A 19,131-nucleotide genomic window follows, 5' to 3' on the forward strand; every position below is an offset into this window, starting at 1 on the left:
GGTGCTGGCTCCGTTTGGGTCCAGCGTCATGGTGCCAAACGCGGAGTTAAGCGCTCGACCCCGACAGCCTCTGTTTTGCGACGAATTCTTCACGAGCTGCGACTGCCCACGAAGGAATGGGCGAAGGTCAACGCTGGAACTTCACCCGTTCTGGTTTATGCAGACCAAAACCTTGGGCGTAGTCCACGCCCAAGGAACGCGCTGCCTCACGCAAATGCCCGGTACTTACACCTTCGGCCACGACCTTGAGGCCGCGCTGGTGCCCAATCTTGGTGATGGCGCTGATGATGGTGTGGCTGATCGGATCGATATCCAGATCAACAATGAAGCTGCGGTCGATCTTGATCAGGTCCAAGGGAAGATTCTTGAGATAGCCAAAAGAGGACATGCCAGCGCCAAAATCATCGAGGGCGATGCTGCAGCCGGCACAACGGAGGCGTTCAACGATGCTCGCCACTTTGACCAGATTGCGAACTGCGACGGTCTCGGTTACCTCAAAGCACAGCTGCTGTGGCGGTACCCCGTGTTCTTCGATGCAGCCAAGGATGAAGTCTGCCAAGCCCTCGTCCTCGATGCTGGCGCCTGAAAGATTGATTGCACAGCTGCCGAGTGTCTGCGCGGTAGGGTGGAGGTTGCTGAAGTTCGACAGGGCGGCCCGGATAACCCAGCGGTCAATGGCCGGCATCAAGCCATAACGCTCTGCTGCAGGTAAAAAGACGCCAGGCAGCACGATGCTGCCATCTTCATCACGCAGGCGCAGCAGCAGTTCGATGTTGGTAGCGGTGTCCGTGCCGCTGAGAGAGATGATCTCTTGGTAGTCGAGCAGCAGACGGTCCTGTTCCATCGCCCAACGCAGCCGGTTGACCCACTCCATCTCCCCCTGGCGCCGGCTGGTCTCGTCATCCTCACGGTACACGTGGATGCGATTGCGTCCGTTCTCCTTGGCCAGGTAGCACGCCGTATCTGCCCAAGCCAACAGATCCTTCAGGGTGGGCAACTGCTGGTCGATTACCACCATGCCGATGCTGCAGCTGACTTTGTAACTGCGCTCCTGCCAAGCGAACAGCAGGGTTTCGATGCTGCTGCGGATCTGTTCCGCCAGTTCCAGTGCCCCGCCGGCATCTGCGTGGAAGGTCAGCAACCCGAATTCATCCCCGCCCAGGCGCGCGAGGATGTCACCGCTGCGCAGTTGTTGGCGCATGATGGACGCGAGTTGCTCCAGCAACTGGTCGCCAGCCATATGCCCGGACACGTCATTGATTAGCTTGAACTGGTCAAGGTCGATGTACAGCAACGCCCACATGCCGTTGATCGCTGTTGTGGACCGGTTCTTCAGTATCTCTTCCAAACGTCGCTCGAACTCTCGGCGGTTGTAGAGGCCGGTCAGCGCATCGTGCGCGGCCTGGTAGCTCAGGCGATCGGTCAGTTCGCGCTGTTCGGAATTGTCGGTTGCGACCAGCAACAAATGCGGGGTTCCATCCACGTCCACTTCGGCAATGGATGCATTTGCCCAGAAGCTGGTGCCATCTGCTCCTCGCAGCTCGGTCTCAAGCCGGTTCCAGCCGCTGCGGAGATCCGCCGGATCACGGGACCTGGCCTGCAGCTGGTGATCAAGAAACAGCGAAGACAGCTGCAAGCCGGTGGGATCCCCCAGACGCTTGCGCGCTGCCTGGTTGGCGTACACGATCTTCCAGTCGCGGGCATCGACGAGCAGCACCAGTGCGGGCAACAGTTCATTCAGTGCACGAAAGCGCAGCTCGCTCTCGCGGTAGCGGGAACTCATCCTCGCCCCCAAGGCCAATGCCTTGCGCCGGGTCACCGCCAGCGACCACAGCAATGCCGATAGCAGAAGGCTGATGATGGTCCCGGCGATGACGATGGTATCCAATCGACCAAGGGCAAAGGGCTGCGGGCGGGGCTGCATCTCCAGATGCCAGTGCCTGCCGCCAAAATCCAGTTGACGGTACTGCGCAGGCAATCCGGCAGCTACCGTCGTGCCGGAATCGTAGAATGGCTGTGCGTTCACGTCTGTATCGCGGATCCTTACCCGGAAGCCATCCAGGATGGGCGGTTCAAGCGCGCTTTCGATCAATGGCTGTAGACGGATACCGATGGCCAGCGCGCCAATCTCCCGAGCCTGACGCTCGCTCGCTGACGTCGGCGTTGGTCCTTTGGAATACACCGGTAGGCGGAGCGTGACACCCAGCGGACTCTGTCCTGGAGACGTCTGTTGGCGCAGGGTAAACGGGGCTGAAACAGTGACGGTGTCGGTATCCCTGGCACGCAGCAAGGCTGCCAGATTTGCCGGTTGGCTGACCATGTCAAAGCCCAGCAGGCTGGTATTGCTTTGGTACGGGGACACAAGCGCATAGCGGTAAGCCGCGTTGTCGGTTTGCGGTCGATCGACCTGCGTGCGCCGGGCAAAGGCGATGGAGGTGTAGACCTCATTATCATCGTGTAAACGCGTGTAGTACTGACTGAAGCCAGTCTGATCCATCCGGTCGTTGGCCAGGAAGACAGTCTGCATCGCACGCAGGATGGATGCTGCGCGCTCAAGTGGTACCCGTAGTTGCGCAACGCTGGTGTCAGCCAAGGCGCTGCGCGCGTCTGCAGTCCGATGCTGCAGGTCAGACCATTCTCGGTACGCGATGATCGCTGTGCAGGTCAACCCGAACAACAGGCCTGCAACCGCCCAGGCAAGCGGCGGCAAGCTGCCACGAGCGGGCAAGGCGTGCGCGGATTCTTCAAGCTCTGGCTGGATGAAATTCACTTGCCCGTTCGGCTCCTGCGCAATGTTGTGCCATGAGGAACATGCAGCCTGCCTTTTACGGGCCAGCTGTAGAAACAGTCAAAACAACGCGAAAGCTACCGTGATGCCCCCGGCCGTTCCGGGCCGAGTATGGATATCGGCGTGGATATGGCAATCTTGATGGAGCGGCGGACACGTTTGCGACCGGGGCGGTGGCAAGAGGTCCGGGAACAAGGTAACGCATTCGGCTGCCAGGCCGTCATCGTGCAGAAACCCGATTTCACGCCACCCTGGCCACTCCCAGACTCGGCGGGGCATGGAAGGCGTAGATTGCCGATAAAAGCATCCATGCGCCGGTGTGGATTCGCAACCTCAGGTGTGGCCCATCAGCGATGACAAGGACATGTTTGCATCATCAGCCCGAGGCAGACCCGTCTCAATCGAGTTGCTAGTGTCCAGCAAGGGCGTAGCCCATCGGATTCCAGCTTCATGCAACTGCATGCGTTCGGGGAGGCACAAGGGTCCTGTGCTGCTGCAGTGCAGCGACGCCGGCCGGGGCGTGCCCGCATGAGTTTGGTTGATTGCCGTCGCAAGCGCCACTTTGCGCATGTGCGTGAACGTGAACCAGACAAGCCGTGTCAAAGGGACGATGTGTGTACGCCGAGTTGGCGATGGAGCATCATGCGTTGAAGGATATGAACGCAGCAACGGAGAGCTTCTTCCAGCTATTGAGACGCGCACGTACCAGGCGGCGGATCTACAGCAATCACGACGAAGCAGGCACCGATGTGTTTCACAACCCGACACGGCGACACGGTTCCACTAGCGGGCTCTCCCCGATAGAGTTTGAACGGCAGTGCGCCCTGAACGACTGAAGAGTGTCTACAAAGGCCTGGGTGATTCAAGGGAGGGGAAATGGAGTTCGAGAAGATCCGGTCAGCAGTCAGACTTGCCGAGTACGCGGTCGTCAACCAGCGACCGCTTCGGACGAAGGAAGACGCGCTACGCGCACTTTCAGAGGAGCTATTGGTCGGCCCGTGGTTGATCATGAGTGGCCTTGGCATCATCTGGAAGCGTTTGTTCTGGATCTTCGTCCTTACGTTGATCATCGTGGTTGGTCTCTTCCTTGTCGAACGGGCTTTCAATCCTGGCATGATCCTCGTCGCGCTGACGCTTGGCACTATCAGCGTCTACTTCGGCCTTCCCACTCGGACGGTCCTTGCTGGTGTAACCGCAAAGTCCATTGGAGAGCTTGCAGGCGCCATCGGGGTACTTGTGAAAGATCAGGGGGAATTGGAGCGGCTGTCCTCTGGGGTGCTGCTCGTGAAAACGCAAACGACCGAGCGAATGGCGCGGTTCAACGTATTCATTGGCATCCTCTGGGGCGCCTTGTTCTGGTTTGTCACGGCACGCGTGCTTTCCCCGACCGTCGCCAAGGATGTTTTGGAGGCGAGCTTCTTCCCAACCATTGCTGCCGCAATCTCGTTCAGCGGGCTGTTTGTGGTCGCGGCTGGCTACGCAGCTGCTGTCCGTGTGGTCTATCAGACATTGGATTTTGCTCTGTTGGAAATGAAAGCAAAGCTTGCGCACGGCCCCTGATGTTAGAAGGCTGCTCAGGTTGTCGATTGCTTGGTGAGTGACCCACCCTTGAAGAAGGAAAAGAAGCGCCATGTGGAAACCGTGCATGCGCGTCCTGGTCTGCGTACTGATGATCTGGGCTGGCGACATGGCTGTTGCGTCGCCCGGCCCCGAATTGCCGTTGCCCAACGAGGCCGAATACACCGCGGAGGTCAACGCCTGGCTGGAGCAACAAAATGCGGGAAGAGCTGCCGATCAGCTCAGGTGGCAACGGATAGTGGCAGGTGGCTTGACAGGGTTGATTCTGGGCTTTGCGGTCTTTGTCTGGCACACATGGCGACAGCGTAAACCCTTGGCCTTCCGCATCAGCCGCTTGCTGCTATGGACACCGTGTTTCTTGCTGGCAGGCGCATGGTTCCTTTCGCCTCTCCTGCTGGCCGCGACGGCGCTGGCACCCGGGATAATAGGCATATGGTGGAAGCGGGTTCTGTCGTGGTGGGAGCTGGGCCTGGGTACCTTCCTATATCTCACGATGCTGGCCGGGGTATGGATGGTGTTCAGCGTGCTGGCGGGCTTGGGGAGAGGGTTGTGAAGTCCTATCGGCTCGTCGTCGCAGACTGGCTACCTGCGAACCAGGCCGATGCCGCTGGAGGCGTACAAGTGGATTACTGCAATGTGGGTCGCGAGGTGGAACGAATCGATCTCCCCAGCACTTTTGCTCACGTTGTGCTTTCGAGAGATTGCAGAGGTTGTGAAAGCGTGGATCAGGGTGTTTGTCTGGGCTAGGGAAGGGCTGGTTCTGCCCCCCCCGTGCTTACTTCCAGTTCCTTACAGGGGCAGGTGCATGTCATCAGGCGAAGCGGGTGTGGACCCGCTCACACAGGCAGCGCCTGCGATAATTGCATGCAACATGGTGCCCGATCCACAGACTCATCGCAGGTATGTCGCCGGAGGGCCCACTCAGGTTCTGCAGGGGGCAAATGCATCCAGTGCCGGCTGGTAGACCCGGCTCCGGACGTCGAACAGTCCCAGCATCGAGTGGTAGACGTTGTCATGGCTGTATGCGTTGCGCCAGGCGTTCCCACGTACGCAGGCATGGTCCAGCGCTGCGTTCTGCAGGAATTGCGGCGAGAACCACATGATCATCGGTACATGGGTCTGCTCACGCGGTGCAATCGCATACGGCGTGCCATGCAGGTACATGCCTCGCTCGCCCAATGACTCCCCATGGTCGGAGACGTAGACCAGCGCCACGTCGCGTTCACCGGAATAGTGCTGTAGAAGCGCCAAGGTCCGGCCGAGCATCTCGTCCGTCTGCAGCAGCGTATTGTCGTAGGTGTTCACAAGCTCTTCCTTGCTGCACCTGTGGATCTGGTTGCTGTCGCAAGTCGGGGTGAATACCCGGTTGTGCTCCGGATAGCGTTCGAAGTAGGTGGGCCCGTGGCTGCCGAGCTGATGCAGCACCACCAGGGCGTCTCCCTGCATGGCGTCGATCCGTGTCCGGAGGCCATGGAGCAGCACGCTGTCATGGCAGGTTCCATCCTTGTTCGGACAATCGCCGGCAATCTTCATGCGCGGCATGTCCTCGGTGACGATGCGCTCACATACGCCCTTGCAGCTACCGTTGTTGTTGTTGCGCCACAGGATCTGGATGCCTGTGCGCTGCAGGATATCGAGCAGGTTCTCCTCGGATGAGGCACGTGCGCCGTCGTAGTCCGCACGCGCCATGCGCGAGAACATGCAGGGAACGGAGATGGCCGTGGCGGTCCCGCAAGACGCGACATTCCTGAAACTGATGATGTCCGGATACCGCGACAGCGAGGGATTGGTCGGGCGTGAATAGCCATTGAGCTGGAAGTTCTTTGCCCGCGCGGTCTCGCCGACCACGAAAATGACCAGCTTTGGCCGGGCGGTGGCCGAACGCGGGGCACGGATCGCATCTTCGCCTACGCGTTGCAGCGGCTGCCGCTTTGCATCGTGGTGGCTGGTCAGGTAGCCATGCGCATGGCGCACAACATTCAACGGAAGCACCAGGTCCCGGATATGGCGATTGTTGCGGAACAGGGACGCATAGTCCTTGTAGAATCCCAGCGAAATGGTGGCAAGCACGATCGCGGAAAGGACGATGTTCCCGCTCCACCAAAGCGCTGTCCGCGGCACGCTGGCGTCCCTGGTCCTGCACAGGCCGATCATTGCCGCCGGCAGTATGCCCAGCCCGATGATTGTCAGTAGCAGCGACATCGAAAAGTAGGATGCCAGTTCTGCCTGGTTCGTCTCGAAGAAGTTCTGAACCATGCTGCGGTCGATCAGTACGTTATAGTGCAGCATGAAGTAGCTGCAGCTGGCGCTGATGATGATCAGCAGCGCCAGCAACGGCTTGCGCAGGTAGGGAAGGATCAGTATCGGCGCCAATAGAAGGTTGAAGGCGAAGAAAAGAAAGACCGGAACGCTCAGGAAGAAGAAAAAGCTACGCGGGTCATGGATTTCAATCGTGGCTGCGAGCGTTTTCCAAAGGGCAGGGTTGCCGATACTGGCGAAGAAGAGTGCGGCTATCCAACCAAGTTGGACGGGATGTAAGCGCAGGGGTGTCAGACGATGAAGCACGCACGGTTCCAATGAATAGAAAGTCCGCGCAGTCTCAGAGAGCCGTTGTCAGGAAGTTGTCAGCCGATACCGCCATGACGCGGTTGCTTGTCATCGAGGACAATCCGGAGCTGGTGGCGAATCTGTACGCCTTCTTCGAGCCCCTTGGGTACGTGCTGGACGATGCACGCGATGGCGCAACTGGCTTGAAAATGGCGACGCAGAATGACTATGACGCCATCCTGCTGGACCTCATGCTGCCGCGGCTGGACGGCATGGCGTTGTGCCGCAGGCTACGCCAGGAATTCCAGGACCCCGTGCCGGTCCTGATGCTCACGGCCCGGGACCCGGTGGACGACCGGATACAGGGGCTGGAGGTGGGCGCTGATGACTATCTGATCAAGCCCTTCTCGCTCAAGGAGCTTGATGCACGCATCAAGACCCTGGTGCGGCGTGCACAGGGCAGGCAGGTGCAGGGTTCCCTGACCTGGGCTGACCTGCAGGTCGACAGCCGGGTGCCTACGGCGATGCGGGAGGGGCGCGTCGTTACCTTGACGCCGAGCATGCACAAGCTGTTGCTGTGCCTGATACGGGCAGCACCGGCTGTCGTCAGGAAGCAGGAGATGGAGTACCTGCTCTGGGGTGACGATCCGCCCGACAGTGGTGCGCTGCGCACGCATATCCATGAACTTCGCCAGTGCATCGACAAGTCATTCTCGAGCGCGCTTATCGAGACCGTGCATGGGGTAGGTTGGCGTCTGCAAGCCCCAGCGGAAGTCGCACAGTAAAGGCGGGTGGGGTGAGGATGATCATGGGCTCCTTTGTCCGCAGGATGACGCTGAAAACGCGCATCACCATCACGTTCGTACTGCTGATGGTGGGGGTAATGGGCGTGGTGATCGCAGCCGAGCAGTTGGACTACGACGATCTGCGGGCGTACGTGATTTCCAAAGGACTGCGAGACGAGGCGCACCAGTTGGAGAACAGCCTGGCCAGGGGGAGCCGCCCGAGCTTGCGCGAAGGCAGCCGCTTGTATGACTCCACGTCGGCCCCGGCTGGGTTGCGTCGGTTTGGTCCGGGTTACCACAGCGTCGAGGAAGCCGATGTCTGGCATCTGCTCGTATTCGATCTGGACGGTGAGCGCTACTACCTGCTGCAGGATGCGCAGATGTATGCGTATCTTGAGCACGTGATCGATGGGTATGCAGCAGTTGTCATACTTTTCTGCATCTTCTGTGGGTTCTGGATCGGCCGGGTAACTGCCGCGCGGGTAATCTCCCCGATCACCCGGCTGGCAGAGGCGGTTCAAAGCAAGCAAATGCCGTTTCCGTTCCAGGACGCGCGCGACGAGATCGGGGTACTCGCCCGTGCGTTCGCACAGCACAGCGATGAAGCCGAGCAATTCCTCCAGCGCGAGCGATGCTTTGTCGGTGATGCGAGTCATGAGCTCCGCACACCGTTGGCGATCATTGCCGGTGCCGCGGAGACGATTGAGCACCAGCTCCCTCCGCACAGCCACCTGATCGCGAGTAGCCAGCGGATACTGCGTACCACCCAGGAGATGCAGCGCCAGCTGACCTGCCTGCTGCTGCTCTCACGCGATCCGCAGGGGCTTGCCCGCACCGAGGTCTCGCTGTCTGCGTTGATAGAGGAGTGCACGGCGCGTTGCCAGCCTTGGCTGGGGAACAAGCCGGTAGGGCTGGTGTTCGATGTGGTGACGGAAACCAGGCTGCATACCAACGAGGAGCTTGCCCGCAGCGTAGTCTGGAACCTGATGCGCAACGCCTGCCAGTACACGGACCTAGGCGAGGTGCGCATTGTCCTGGATAGGACGCGCCTCACCATTTCCGACACGGGACCAGGTCTTCCCCCAAGCATCGATCCGCGTCAGTTTCAGCGCTTCGACCCGGGCACGCAGCAGAGCGGGGAAGGCCTCGGCTTATCGATCGTCCAGCGCATCGTCGAGCACCTTGGCTGGCAGATGACAGTGGACAGCTCGGACGCAGGCTGTTGCTTTACGCTGGATATGATGGGGGGCACGACGTGAGCAGGAAAGGCATTGTGCGGAACGTGTTCAGTTCGGCTTCCGTACCACTCAAAGCAATGCCATCCAATGAAGCCGACTCAATAGCGACAGGTCCTGTAGCTGACGTTCTCCGACCGGTTCATAGCGGCCACTCGGAAAGAACGCAAACTCGCCTCCCGCAACGCCCTTGGACATCCCTGCACTTGGCTTGAAGGTCTGACAAAGTCCTGACATTGAGCTCCGCACACTGTGTCCTCGTCAGTGGAAAGGAGAAGATCTGGTGGAATCCTCGGGATCTGCGAAAGAGGGCAAGTTCGATCACGGAAGATCCGGAATAAGGCGAATCATTTACACAGCTATCTATTCGCGGGATGGGTTTGTCGCTGCCTTCAGGAGTGAGGCGGCATTCCGCCAGCTTCTGGTCCTGCATGGAGCATTGGTTCTCGTTGCATGCGTACTGGACGTCAATGCCATCGAGCGGGCGATCCTGCTGGCGGTGTGCCTCATTAGCCTGCTGGTGGAGCTCCTGAACTCTGCCATAGAAGCTGTCGTCGACCGTATTTCGCTGGAGATTCACCCACTCTCAAAACGCGCAAAGGATATGGGCAGCGCAGCGCAGACGATTGCCTTGCTGATGGTAGCCGCGGTTTGGGGCTTGGTTCTGTTTGGTTGAGGAGCATCGAACCAAGGGTGCCGTCTGGAACATTTGTTGGGGTTTGCTGAAGCGCCTAGGCAGGACGCAATGTAAGAAAATCCTTACGCAACAATCATGGAACCGCCTACAACTTGCTTCGCTGCACAAGCTAATACTGTTCCCGCTTGAAGAGGCTGTTCTCACACGAAGAGCTTCATTCAGGTGCCGCAACTAGTAGTAACCATGGTACTGAATCGATACCCCGCAATATTGACTATTGAAGCAACGGGAGGTTTCCATGAGTTTCAACTACAGAAAGAACGTCGGGATTCCGCTTCTCCTGACAGCGTTGATGCTGAGTACATCTGGTTGCTCACTGAAGCTAACCAAGGTCAGGGCATATGGCGAATGCACAAGGGGGGAGTGTAAAACTGGCGCCGAGGCCATTTGGGAACGTGACCCTGGCGGTGGCAAGAAGTCCTTTAGATCCTTTGCCATATTTGCAGCACAAACGCTCGGGGCACTACCAGATGCCGGGGCTTTTGAACTCGACACTATCGGCTCGTCTATTCCGTATCCGGCTTCGGGCACCTTCATTGTGACCTTGACGGACACCAGTACCGGTCAGGTTCAAGCCGCGCAATCTTTCCCTTGGGTTAAAGTAGGCACTGTTCTTCGAGCGCAGAACGCGGACGCAATCAATGATTGGGCTTACGCGAATGCCGGCACAGCCGACAAGGTTTCCTATGAAGTCGTTCCCTTCCGCTCCAACTATGGAACGGGTCCCCAGGTGATCGCAGGTCAAGCCAAGTACGAAGGTGCTGTACAGACCACATACTCCGTAAATTTTGATGGCGGACCCGAATGCCAACGCAAGCCAAACTCACCACGCTTGTGTCGTGATTGATCCTGGGAAATCCGTGGTGAGGCTTACCTCACCACGCCCAACAGAATACCGATATGCGAAAACTCTGCTGCTACGCAATCATTGTTGGAATGGCAACCAGTTGCCGGACAACGCCCGAATTCCCCTCGGGGGTTTCGGGTGAGGGCGTTAACTACATAGATATTTCGCGCAGCATGGGGATCGTCCATGTCAAAACCCATATGTATCTGCCAGGGCGCGAAGGACGCAGTACGGAAGGATCGAAGTACAGGTGCATGGATCATCATGGCAAAGACATCACGCTGATCGCCCATGCGCCTTTGCGAATACCCCCTCAATCCTATTGCCGGGTGGTAACGGATGCCTTGTCATATGTCTCGTTGAGGTATCCGGACAGGCCTGTTTCAATCGAGTTGCACCTCGTCCCGCATGGAATTGGATTCCGTTCCACCCGAAGTTCGTGGCGCATATCAACGCCAAGGCTCAGCCTTGTGGCGCCTGAGTTCATTGAAGAACAAAGAACACTGGCGAACATCGTTGATCTTGTCGCGCACGAGACGTTTCACCTCGCAGGCGCATTGTCAGGCGACGAACTTGCAGAATCCGAATCTGCCGCCTATATGACCGGGCTGTGCGCACAGCTTGCTACGTTGGGAAGTATCAATGCTGCGAATCTTCCTGGTACACAGTTGTTGGCCAAAGACGAGGCGATCGCGGAGTCGTCACGTGCCGCCAGGGAAGTTCGCGACATTGTTGCCCCCATGATGGGTGGTGATCGAATCGAATTGAAATCCAACGAAGGTGACCGCCTTATGGAGATCTGCCAATCAAGATTGACGAAACATCGGGAATGACTGCATCCCCACACTTTCCTTAGGGTTCGAAACTCGACTCCTGCATCATTGAAATAAAAGTGCTGTAGAAGAACCGGCGAAAGCTGGTTCTTTCGTATTCGTGTTGCTGGCTGCTTTTGCTTGGATTGGACGCGAACAATGTCCGGGCGAGCCATAGATAGCCATGCACGATTGTAGCGTTCGACGTAGGCGTTCTGTTATGCCTTGGGTGGCTGGGCGTGTTCGATCCGGATAGGTCATTCTGCTATTCACCGTGCTATGGCTGCTGGATTGCGTGCTGGCGCCTAGCAAGGATAAGGTGCCAGCCGAACACAAGAAGAAACGATGCCGACGTCAACCTGGATACGTTCCTGCGCCGCATGTGTTTGGGACGTGGTTCTACAACGTCTCGCTAATGGACCTGCCGAAACCGCTTGGAGACTAGGAACAAATGATCGAAAAGAGCACAGCCATCGTGGGATTCCTTGCCAATCTCATGCCGCTTTACACCTCTGAGGATCGGGATGAAGTCTGGTGTGCTCGTTCTCTGCACGACGGCACCCTGATCCTGCCCGTCGATGAATCTGAGTGGGACGAGCAGCGCGGCACCGTCCGCGTCCACTGGCAGGGCGATGCACAGCGCGAAACGCTCGTCGACGGCGACCAGATCGCCGCGCTAGCGCTAGAGCGTTATGTCCGCCTGCACGGCGTCGGCGCTAGCGAGGAGGCAATCGCCTCTGAGCTATGGTTCATGGCCGGGCATTTCCACGTCAAGACCGGCTGCCATGCATATTTTCCGCAGCTGCGAGAGCCCGCGCACCCCGTTGTTCGCACGGCCAAGCGCATGGGGGAGGGCGTGCTGGTGAATCTAGTTTCCAAGATAATGCAGATATGAGTGCCGCGCGATGACGTTTGCCGGGAGATTGCCTGGAAGGGTGAGCTGTACAACCCGTTCAAGGTACCTCATGGCGGCAATCGTGCGCAGGGCGTGCCATATGGGGCAGGGGAGCAACTTCAGCCACGGGTAGCTCTGGTGGCGTCCAGTCGCGTCGCCCAGCCATGGCTAGTGGTCAGGAGGTCATCGGTCGTGGGCCTAGTCAGCGCGGCGACGTGTTTCCAGGAAACCCCGCTCGGACTATTGGCAGTTACGCGGCGCTTACCTCAACAATTTCCGTGATGCGTCGCAGAATAAACGCGGTTCGTTTCGCAGGTCCGGCCAGCTGCGTTCGATTTGGTCGATGCCAGATCCGCTTTTCGCAGGGAAGCCAAATTTTTCTCGCACGGATCTCCAGCATCGCTGTCGCCTGCCCGTAAGCTTGATCCAGGCATTCTTAGGGAATCTCTGAACAACTCCCCCGAAGCTGTCAGACTGCAATCCACGATTTGAGAGTCTGATCGACCCATGCAACTGACCTTTGGCGACGCCGAGCAACAAGGCCGACGCAAGCGCACACGGCGCGAGATCTTCCTGTCCGAGATGGAGCAGGCTGTGCCATGGAAAGCGCTGTTGGCGTTGATCGGAGCCGCATTACCCGAAGTCGAGCGGCCCGGGTCGGCAGCCGTATCGGCTTGAAACCATGCTGCGTATCCACTTGCTGTAGCAGTGGTATGCACTGAGCGATCCAGCGATGGAAGAAGCGCTGTGCGATACGCCAAAGATGCGTCAATTCACGCAGTTGGGCGGGCTGGAAGAGATTCCGGACGAGACGACCATCCTCAACTTTCGCCGTCTTTTGGAGAAGCACCAGTTGGCGGCGGCAATGTTCAAGCAGATCAACGCGCACTTGCCGCGCAAAGGTGTGAGCCTGCGGGCAGGGACCATTGTCGATGCAACGATCATCAACGCGCCAACGTCAACCAAGAACCACGACGGCAAGCGTGATCCGGACATGCATCAGACCAAGAAAGGCAATCAGTGGTACTTCGGGATGAAGGCGCATATCGGTGTTGACGAACACTCCGGGCTTGTCCACCACGCGCATTGCACGGCCGCGAAGAAGAGATTTACGGCGACAGTGGTTACACCGGCGCAGAGAATCGTGCGGAACTGCAGGACATCAACGCAGCGTTCTTGATCGCCGAGAAGCCTTCCAAGCTGCGCTTGATCAAGAACAAACGCGGCTTGAAGCATGCACGACGCTGGGAGCACTTCAAGGCAAGTGTGCGTGCCAAAGTCGAGCACCCGTTCCGGGTGGTGAAGCGCCAGTTTGGTTACACCAAGGTGCGCTATCGCGGCCTGGCCAAGAACACGGTGCAGATGCTTACGCTGTTTGCGCTGTCAAATTTGTGGATGGTGCGGCGGCAACTGCTGCCGAAGATGGGGTAGTTGTATATGCAGGACGGGGAAAGCCGTCCGGCAGGGCAAAGATAAACCGGGAAGTTACTACCTTTCCGACTTGTAGCATGTGGTGCCGACTTGAGCACGGGAAATCAGTGTGGCCGAGTCGATTGTTCAGACCTTCCTTAGCAATCCTTCTAGTAATCCGGCAAGGCAAGTTATCGGATACACTCCAGCGCGCACGATCGAGGGTACTTACGAAATCGGGGTCCGCCCATCTGCTTCTGGTCGAACAGAGGTGATTACGCATCGTTTCTTCAGGCCATCACGATGACTGAATTTTTGAACTATGGAAAACCGACGTCATTCCTTGTGGAGGTCATCCCGGGGGATGGAGATTGCGACCTTGTTAGCTATTTCTACCCTGGGGCGCTGCCGGATGCTTGGGGTCCGGGGGTTGCGGTAAAAGTTACTCCTCCATCAGGTGGAGAATGGATTGGGTATTTCCTGCAGGGAAAAGAGGCCCGTAGTGCCATAGACCTCTGTTGTATTCATCCCGATGGCGAGAGGCTGATCGTCGTAGCAAAGGGGTCGGGGTATGTCGTCTCTCTGAGTGATCCGATGAAATGGGAAGAGATCCCATTTCGCCCGATTCTTGGGGGGCGATTTGATGCAGAGTCGAATACTTTGGTTCTATTTGACTACACTCGGGCGTTTGCGATTAACGAGCAAGGGTACTGTTGGAAGACGGCCCACTTGTCATGGGACGGTTTAACTGAAGTGGAGGTGCGGGCCGGCTTCCTGATTGGAAAGGGATGGGATGCAGCTTCGTCGGCGCTCGTGCCGTTCGAAGTTCGCTTAAGCGATGGCAGCCATATTGGTGGTGCTAGTCCGCCAATAGGTTAATAGCAGCTGTTGTAGACTCACTCCCGCTTGGAGGAGGTTGGCCTGCAACTTGCTGAGGATGCTTTGATACCGCTGGGAGCTAGGGAAGGTCTGAACAGCTCCACCGCAGGCTGTCAGACTACAGTCCACGATTCTGGAGCCTGATCCATCCATGCAACTGACCTTTGGCGACGCCGAGCAACAGGGCCGACGCAAGCGCACACGGCGCGAGATATTCCTCTCAGAGATGGAGCAGGTTGTGCCGCGGAAAGCACTGTTGGCGTTGATCGAGACAGGTGCTTTCGGCCGAGTATGACGAGCTACGCATGCAACAGCAGAACTTCGCGGATGAGGCCACTGAACTTCACGCCACCGTGGCGGCCTCGAGCCAAGCAGAACGCATCGCGCTGAGCCTGGTGGTAGAACTTCGTCAACTCGTGGATCAGCTGCAGTCCCAGCTGGCAGCATCAGTTCAACAGCGGTCTAAGGCAGAGCAACAGCTTGAGCAAATGGATGTCGCCAGACAAGGTCTTGATGCCCGTCTACATGAGCTACAGGAATTGGCCAGATCTGAGCGCGAAAGTCTCATAGAACCACGCCAGATCTGTTGAAGATCGTGCGTTGCGGGAAATCGACCAGATTCGCCAAGGTGCCAAGGACCTGAAAGCCAAGCTGGCGTCTTCTGAAAAGCACTACGTAGCCACGGAGAAATCGCTGACCGCAGCCTTGAAGGCTGCGCAGAAGGCAACTGCTGAGGCATCTCAGGAAGCAGACAAGCAACGTGCGAGATCTGATGTCTTGGAAGAACAGCTAGCCAAAATGCCCGCAGCAATCGAAGCAGCTCTTCGGAGGAAATTGAAGCCCGCAATCTCTAGACAGAAGAAACCAAAGAGCTAGCGGTTACTTAGGATGGTGTCCATGAGCAGTGGAAATTACCCAATGAAATCAATGAGGGGCGCGATTCTACGCAAAAGGACACGAACTAAAAAAACTGACAAGGCAAGAGGTGATCCAGAGCCAGACCCAGCGGATCCGCCGATAGGCTATTTCGCATAATGTATATTATGTTCAAAAGAGTTCCATGAAGGATCCGAAGGCTCCCTGTGGCCCGGCGCCTTTTTTTCGCAACGAGCGCCCTGACTTCGCGCTGGATCTGCAGCCGTATGCATTCGTTTCCTGCGAAGTCCGCATCAGAACAGCTCCTGTCGCCATTCCCAAGGTTTGGTTTGCAGTACTTTGCCGATCCTCTGTGAGGCACATGCTCTGAAGGACGACATCTTTCGCCACTGGCGCGGCTCGTTTATCCCCGGCCGTGTCGATGCATGTAGCCCTGTTTAAATCCTTGAAATCTGGCCTGCCCAGTACCCGAGAACGCGCCAGATTTGAAGCCATGGCCTTGCGGTCTGTGGGCGTGAGCCGTCCTTGTTGAAGCTATTGCGGATCCAAGGCTTATTTAGTGACTCGTCACGATTAAATGCCGGCTGGCAGCTGAAGCAACGCTGTGAGCAGTAGCCTGCAGGCGCGTTGAAGAGTTCCAATTCAGTACCGTGCGTTCCACTTGGTTGACAGCCGCCACGGTCGCATGAAGGTCACAGCCTCCATCCGCAAAGGTCGGCTGTGGACAAAAGATGCCTGACCTCATATTTAAAGTGACGAGTCACATTAACAAGAGATTGAATGGATACTGCTCCGGCCAAGTGCGGCTCCGCGGACAGTCGTCCATCGATACGCACAATTAAAGTGTTTCGTCACTTTAATTGATCAGGTGCCAGCACACGCAGCTTCAGCTGATCGCATCCAGGGCCTGCCGCAGGGCAGCGACCAGGTCGGCCTGAGTCTGGATCCAGTCGTTTTCCAAACCCTTGAGTGCTGGGTTTTGATAAGCCATCCCTGATCGCTGTCTGCTCTTGGCCGATGCATGTAGCTGCAGGCAGCCCGATTGCTGCGCAACCTCTGCAATGTTTTGGGGGTTCAACCCAGCCCCGGCCATCAACTGCAGGCGTGATCCGGCTTGTTTGACCAGCTTGGCAAGCGTTGCGCTACCTTCGGCGGCATCGGCATGGCCACCGGAACTGAGGACGCGTTTGATGCCAAGCTCAACTATCTGTTCCAACGCTGCAGGTAGATCGCGTGCAGCGTCGAATGCGCGATGAAAGGTGATGTCCAGCGGCCCGGCAACACGAACGAGTTCGCGACACAGCGCTACATCTATCTCGCCGTCTGCATCCAGTGCCCCTATGACCACCCCGTCGCAGCCCAACTGCCGACAATGGGCAATGTCCCGCAGCATGATCTCCGTTTCCATCGATCCGTAATGAAAGTCACCCGGACGCGGTCGTATCAATACGTATAACGGGATGTGCAGACGGTCACGCGCTACTGCAATGCTACCGAAGGACGGTGTCGTGCCGCCCTGCTCCAGGTTTTCGAACAGCTCAATGCGGTTGGCCCCACCTTGCTGAGCTGCTACGGCCGACATTGCCGAATTGCAGGCGATTTCCAGCAGATATGGCGAACTCATGCCTGGGTGCTCGTGTACACCGAAGCCGATTCGAGCAACGCATCCTGCTTGCTGCTGTCGCACACGGCGTAGACGAAGCCACGATGCAGCGCATACGCGCCAACTTCGCCACGGCGGTTCATTGCCAGGAAACAGACCTGCAAGGTACGGCTGGCTTCGGGGCGTTTACGCACTACACGCTGGATGGCTTCACGGCAGGCTTCCGCCGGCGTACGGCCTTGCCGCATCAATTCGACCACCAGGAAGGACGCCGCATTGCGGATCATTTCCTCACCCATGCCGGATGCCGTGGCGGCCCCTACTTCGTTGTCGACGTACAGGCCGGCGCCGATGATCGGGCTGTCGCCAACGCGGCCATGCATCTTGAAGGCCATGCCACTGGTGGTGCAGGCACCGGACATCTCGCCCTTGGCGTCGATGGCGATCATCCCCAGCGTGTCGTGGTTGTCCTTGTCGCCGGGAATGCCGCGACGCTCGGCGTTGATCTGCGGTGCGTAGTGCTCGGTCTTCAACCACTCGCGCCAGGCTTGCTCTGCTTCCGGCGTCAGCAGGTTGCGGCGTTCATGTCCTTGCTGCACGGCAAACTGCTGGGCGCCCTCCCCCACCAGCATGACGTGCGGGGTCTTCTCCATCACCGCGCGGGCCACGGTGATCGGGTGCAGGATATCGGCCAAGGCCGCCACCGAGCCGCAGCGGCCATCGCCTGCCATGATGCTGGCGTCCAGGCTCAGTACGCCATCGCGATCAGGATTGCCGCAGCGACCGACAGTGGGGTTGCAGAGTTCGCTTTCCGCCCAGCGGGCGCCGGCTTCCACCGCATCCAGCGCATTGCCGCCAGCGGCCAGGATCTTCCATGCAGCCTGGTTGGCGCCAACGCCGAAGTCCCAGGTCGAAACCACGCGAGCGCCGTTGGCAGCTGCCGGCGACGCCAGCAGGTCGGGCGCAGCGCTGCCCAATGCACCGATAAGTGCGGACGATTGCAGGAACTGTCTGCGGGTACTCATGGCGGGAACCTCCTGGGTTGTGCTCAGCGTGCGGCGAGTTTGTCCACGTGCCAGGCAAGGGCACCGAGCACGCCGAGCTCGCCGTGTTCAACGCGCCAGACCGGTACGTGCCGCAACGCCTGTGACAAGCGGTCCTTGGCAAGGAAACGTTGCTGGAAGCCGCCTGCGTGCAGGAAATCACTGATATGACCAGTGATACCACCGGTCAAATAGACGGCGCGTGCACCGAAGGTCAGCGCCAGATCGCCAGCCAGGCTGCCCAGCCATGCGCAGAATACGTCGACGCTTTCTGTCGCCAATGCATCGCTGCCGCTGCGTGCGGCAGCAACCAGTTCGGCTGGCGATTGCCATTGCGGGACGCTGCCGCGCAACTCGCACAAACAGGTGTAAAGCGTGATCAAGCCCGGACCAGACAGGATCCGTTCGTTGTCGATATGGGTGTATCGCTGCGACAGCAGGCGCAACACGTCCTGCTCCAGTGCGCTGGAACCAGCCAAGGCGGCGTGCCCTGCTTCGCTGGGCAGCACCGAAGGCTTTCCACCCGGCAGGTATACCGCCACGCCCAAACCGGTTCCTGGGCCGAGCACCACGGCTGGGCCAGGTGCTACCTGCTCGGGATCACCGCAGATCAGGTGCAGCGAATCGGCCTCGGCATGTGCCATTGCTTGGGCAACGGCGACAAAGTCGTTGATCAGCTCCAGCGTTTGCATGCCCGACTCGCGGCGGGTTGCCGCCAGCGATACCGGCCAGGCCAGATTGGTATTCAGCAGTGTATTGCCGTCACCATCGAGGACGCCGGCGATGGCGACGACCGCGTGCGCGATGGGGGGCGCATCGGTCTCGCGGGCCAGCCAGTCGGCGTAGTCGCGCAGGATCGCGGCAAGGCTGGGATGCTCGGCGCAGGTGTACTTGCGAAAGCCGCGGACGCTCAATTCGCCGTTGCCATCCAGGCGGGTCCAACCCAGGCGCGCATAGGTGCCGCCGACATCCGCACCGATGATGGCGCTGCCCGGTTCAGAATCCTGGATTGCTTCGCTGCGGGCCGCGTCATCCGACGCCGGTCTGCTCATTCGTGTGCCCGCTTTTGCTGCATGTCCAGAAAACGCTCAATTTGTGGTGGGCGCATGATGCGGTATCGACTGCGGCATTGAAAG

17 protein-coding genes and 3 pseudogenes are annotated in these 19,131 nt (G+C 58.5%); 15 read left to right on the forward strand and 5 right to left on the reverse strand.

Features of this window, described 5'->3' with window-relative positions:
- Positions 1-127: 127 nt before the first annotated feature.
- A complete protein-coding gene (locus ACVOLQ_RS07545) occupies positions 128-2,770 on the reverse strand; it encodes a bifunctional diguanylate cyclase/phosphodiesterase (protein WP_481527571.1) in 2,643 nt (880 codons plus the stop codon).
- 677 nt (positions 2,771-3,447) lie between these two features.
- On the opposite strand from ACVOLQ_RS07545, the pseudogene ACVOLQ_RS07550 reads away from it, so the two are divergent.
- The 3 genes and pseudogenes from ACVOLQ_RS07550 to ACVOLQ_RS07560 form a co-directional block, all read left to right on the forward strand.
- Positions 3,448-3,624 (forward strand): annotated as a pseudogene (locus tag ACVOLQ_RS07550) (IS3 family transposase); the annotation flags it as partial.
- Positions 3,625-3,664: 40 nt separating this feature from the next.
- The gene (locus ACVOLQ_RS07555; RefSeq protein ID WP_481527572.1) at positions 3,665-4,348 is read left to right on the forward strand and encodes a hypothetical protein; all 684 of its coding nucleotides are present in this window, start codon (positions 3,665-3,667) and stop codon (positions 4,346-4,348) included.
- Positions 4,349-4,433: 85 nt separating this feature from the next.
- Positions 4,434-4,919, forward strand: coding sequence for a hypothetical protein (locus ACVOLQ_RS07560; RefSeq protein ID WP_481527573.1), 486 nt, complete (start codon positions 4,434-4,436; stop codon positions 4,917-4,919).
- Positions 4,920-5,287: 368 nt separating this feature from the next.
- Here ACVOLQ_RS07560 and ACVOLQ_RS07565 read toward each other — a convergent pair whose 3' ends face one another.
- Positions 5,288-6,931, reverse strand: coding sequence for a phosphoethanolamine transferase (locus ACVOLQ_RS07565; RefSeq protein WP_481527574.1), 1,644 nt, complete (start codon positions 6,929-6,931; stop codon positions 5,288-5,290).
- 74 nt (positions 6,932-7,005) lie between these two features.
- Between ACVOLQ_RS07565 and ACVOLQ_RS07570 the strand changes: the two genes are divergently transcribed.
- The 12 genes and pseudogenes from ACVOLQ_RS07570 to ACVOLQ_RS07625 all read left to right on the forward strand — a co-directional run bounded on the left by ACVOLQ_RS07570 (position 7,006) and on the right by ACVOLQ_RS07625 (position 15,349).
- Complete coding sequence (locus tag ACVOLQ_RS07570; RefSeq protein ID WP_481527575.1) at positions 7,006-7,698, forward strand: response regulator transcription factor; 693 nt, start codon at positions 7,006-7,008, stop codon at positions 7,696-7,698.
- A gap of 17 nt (positions 7,699-7,715) precedes the next feature.
- Positions 7,716-8,957: a sensor histidine kinase gene (locus ACVOLQ_RS07575; RefSeq protein ID WP_481527576.1), complete on the forward strand. Its 1,242-nt coding sequence runs from the start codon at positions 7,716-7,718 to the stop codon at positions 8,955-8,957.
- 259 nt (positions 8,958-9,216) lie between these two features.
- A complete protein-coding gene (locus ACVOLQ_RS07580; protein ID WP_481527577.1) occupies positions 9,217-9,609 on the forward strand; it encodes a diacylglycerol kinase in 393 nt (130 codons plus the stop codon).
- A gap of 259 nt (positions 9,610-9,868) precedes the next feature.
- Positions 9,869-10,477, forward strand: coding sequence for a hypothetical protein (locus ACVOLQ_RS07585; RefSeq protein ID WP_481527578.1), 609 nt, complete (start codon positions 9,869-9,871; stop codon positions 10,475-10,477).
- An 89-nt stretch (positions 10,478-10,566) separates the two neighbouring features.
- A complete protein-coding gene (locus ACVOLQ_RS07590; RefSeq protein WP_481527579.1) occupies positions 10,567-11,310 on the forward strand; it encodes a hypothetical protein in 744 nt (247 codons plus the stop codon).
- A gap of 430 nt (positions 11,311-11,740) precedes the next feature.
- Positions 11,741-12,184: a hypothetical protein gene (locus ACVOLQ_RS07595; RefSeq protein ID WP_481527580.1), complete on the forward strand. Its 444-nt coding sequence runs from the start codon at positions 11,741-11,743 to the stop codon at positions 12,182-12,184.
- A 507-nt stretch (positions 12,185-12,691) separates the two neighbouring features.
- Positions 12,692-12,862 (forward strand): hypothetical protein, encoded by a 171-nt coding sequence (locus ACVOLQ_RS07600; RefSeq protein ID WP_481527581.1) that lies wholly within the window; start codon positions 12,692-12,694, stop codon positions 12,860-12,862.
- Positions 12,863-12,947: 85 nt separating this feature from the next.
- Positions 12,948-13,615 (forward strand): annotated as a pseudogene (locus ACVOLQ_RS07605) (IS5 family transposase).
- Between the two features lie 282 nt (positions 13,616-13,897).
- Positions 13,898-14,473, forward strand: coding sequence for a hypothetical protein (locus ACVOLQ_RS07610; RefSeq protein ID WP_481527582.1), 576 nt, complete (start codon positions 13,898-13,900; stop codon positions 14,471-14,473).
- A gap of 151 nt (positions 14,474-14,624) precedes the next feature.
- Positions 14,625-14,744, forward strand: a pseudogene (locus ACVOLQ_RS07615) (IS5/IS1182 family transposase); the annotation flags it as partial.
- A 34-nt stretch (positions 14,745-14,778) separates the two neighbouring features.
- Entirely contained in the window at positions 14,779-15,063 is a 285-nt protein-coding gene (locus ACVOLQ_RS07620) for a hypothetical protein (protein WP_481527583.1), read from the forward strand.
- 10 nt (positions 15,064-15,073) lie between these two features.
- Entirely contained in the window at positions 15,074-15,349 is a 276-nt protein-coding gene (locus ACVOLQ_RS07625) for a hypothetical protein (RefSeq protein ID WP_481527584.1), read from the forward strand.
- Positions 15,350-16,235: 886 nt separating this feature from the next.
- On the opposite strand, the gene ACVOLQ_RS07630 is transcribed toward ACVOLQ_RS07625, so the two are convergent.
- From ACVOLQ_RS07630 to ACVOLQ_RS07640, 3 genes are read right to left on the reverse strand one after another with little or no spacing between them, the layout of a single operon-like run.
- Entirely contained in the window at positions 16,236-16,973 is a 738-nt protein-coding gene (locus tag ACVOLQ_RS07630) for a copper homeostasis protein CutC (RefSeq protein ID WP_481527585.1), read from the reverse strand.
- On the reverse strand, positions 16,970-17,977 hold the full coding sequence (locus tag ACVOLQ_RS07635) for a glycosylasparaginase (RefSeq protein WP_481527586.1): 1,008 nt from the start codon (positions 17,975-17,977) through the stop codon (positions 16,970-16,972). The genes ACVOLQ_RS07630 and ACVOLQ_RS07635 overlap by 4 nt, the downstream gene beginning before the upstream one ends.
- Positions 17,978-18,000: 23 nt before the next feature.
- On the reverse strand, positions 18,001-19,047 hold the full coding sequence (locus ACVOLQ_RS07640; RefSeq protein ID WP_481527587.1) for a glucokinase: 1,047 nt from the start codon (positions 19,045-19,047) through the stop codon (positions 18,001-18,003).
- Between the last annotated feature and the right edge of the window lie 84 nt (positions 19,048-19,131).

It is taken from the genome of Stenotrophomonas sp. STEN031, from assembly GCF_056759975.1.

Bases quoted from the DNA above. Each gene is read 5' to 3' on its own strand.
- ACVOLQ_RS07575 (WP_481527576.1), top strand. From the start codon at position 7,716: ATGATCATGGGCTCCTTTGTCCGCAGGATGACGCTGAAAACGCGCATC.
- ACVOLQ_RS07570 (WP_481527575.1), top strand. From the start codon at position 7,006: ATGACGCGGTTGCTTGTCATCGAGGACAATCCGGAGCTGGTGGCGAAT.
- ACVOLQ_RS07610 (WP_481527582.1), top strand. From the start codon at position 13,898: ATGACTGAATTTTTGAACTATGGAAAACCGACGTCATTCCTTGTGGAG.
- ACVOLQ_RS07595 (WP_481527580.1), top strand. From the start codon at position 11,741: ATGATCGAAAAGAGCACAGCCATCGTGGGATTCCTTGCCAATCTCATG.
- ACVOLQ_RS07560 (WP_481527573.1), top strand. From the start codon at position 4,434: ATGCGCGTCCTGGTCTGCGTACTGATGATCTGGGCTGGCGACATGGCT.
- ACVOLQ_RS07590 (WP_481527579.1), top strand. From the start codon at position 10,567: ATGGCAACCAGTTGCCGGACAACGCCCGAATTCCCCTCGGGGGTTTCG.
- ACVOLQ_RS07585 (WP_481527578.1), top strand. From the start codon at position 9,869: ATGAGTTTCAACTACAGAAAGAACGTCGGGATTCCGCTTCTCCTGACA.
- ACVOLQ_RS07640 (WP_481527587.1), bottom strand. From the start codon at position 19,047: ATGAGCAGACCGGCGTCGGATGACGCGGCCCGCAGCGAAGCAATCCAG.
- ACVOLQ_RS07555 (WP_481527572.1), top strand. From the start codon at position 3,665: ATGGAGTTCGAGAAGATCCGGTCAGCAGTCAGACTTGCCGAGTACGCG.
- ACVOLQ_RS07635 (WP_481527586.1), bottom strand. From the start codon at position 17,977: ATGAGTACCCGCAGACAGTTCCTGCAATCGTCCGCACTTATCGGTGCA.
- ACVOLQ_RS07600 (WP_481527581.1), top strand. From the start codon at position 12,692: ATGCAACTGACCTTTGGCGACGCCGAGCAACAAGGCCGACGCAAGCGC.
- ACVOLQ_RS07630 (WP_481527585.1), bottom strand. From the start codon at position 16,973: ATGAGTTCGCCATATCTGCTGGAAATCGCCTGCAATTCGGCAATGTCG.
- ACVOLQ_RS07620 (WP_481527583.1), top strand. From the start codon at position 14,779: ATGCAACAGCAGAACTTCGCGGATGAGGCCACTGAACTTCACGCCACC.